Origin of the sequence: Chengkuizengella axinellae (assembly GCF_030730905.1) — a bacterium.
GTDB classification, from domain to species: Bacteria; Bacillota; Bacilli; order Paenibacillales; family KCTC-33759; genus Chengkuizengella; species Chengkuizengella axinellae.
This window is the reverse complement of sequence record NZ_JAVAMP010000064.1, coordinates 1-377: the sequence shown is the minus strand read 5'-3', so window position 1 is coordinate 377 and position 377 is coordinate 1. Positions and strand designations below refer to the sequence as shown.

The following is a 377-nucleotide window of genomic DNA, read 5'->3' as shown; positions in this document are numbered from 1 at the left end:
ATGAAATCACAGTAGTTAGCAGAAACGTTATTGAAGTTCAATTTAATCAAGAGCTTGAAGAAGTATCCCGTTCTGGATGGACTGTAGAAGGTAACTTTACAGAAACACCAGAAGAAGGCGACGATATCATTGATGATATTGAAGTAGAATACAACAGTGATGGAACATTAGTAAGATTAGTATTAGAATTTGAATTAGCAACAACAAACATCGCTGATAGCGGTCTTGTAGTAGCATTCGAAGATGCTGCATTAAACCCAGATACTTACAATGAGTTTGGTTTAGCTCCAGCACCATTCTCAACTGAAGATGCAACTGAAATCGTTGATAAAGTGAAACCTGAAGTTGCAATTGTTGAGAAAAAAGATAGTGATGGA

1 protein-coding gene is annotated in these 377 nt (G+C 36.3%); it reads left to right on the top strand.

Going from position 1 to position 377, the window contains the following annotated elements:
- A partial coding sequence (locus Q5Y73_RS24680) for a hypothetical protein (RefSeq protein WP_305994577.1) occupies window positions 1–377 on the top strand: 377 nt, incomplete at both ends.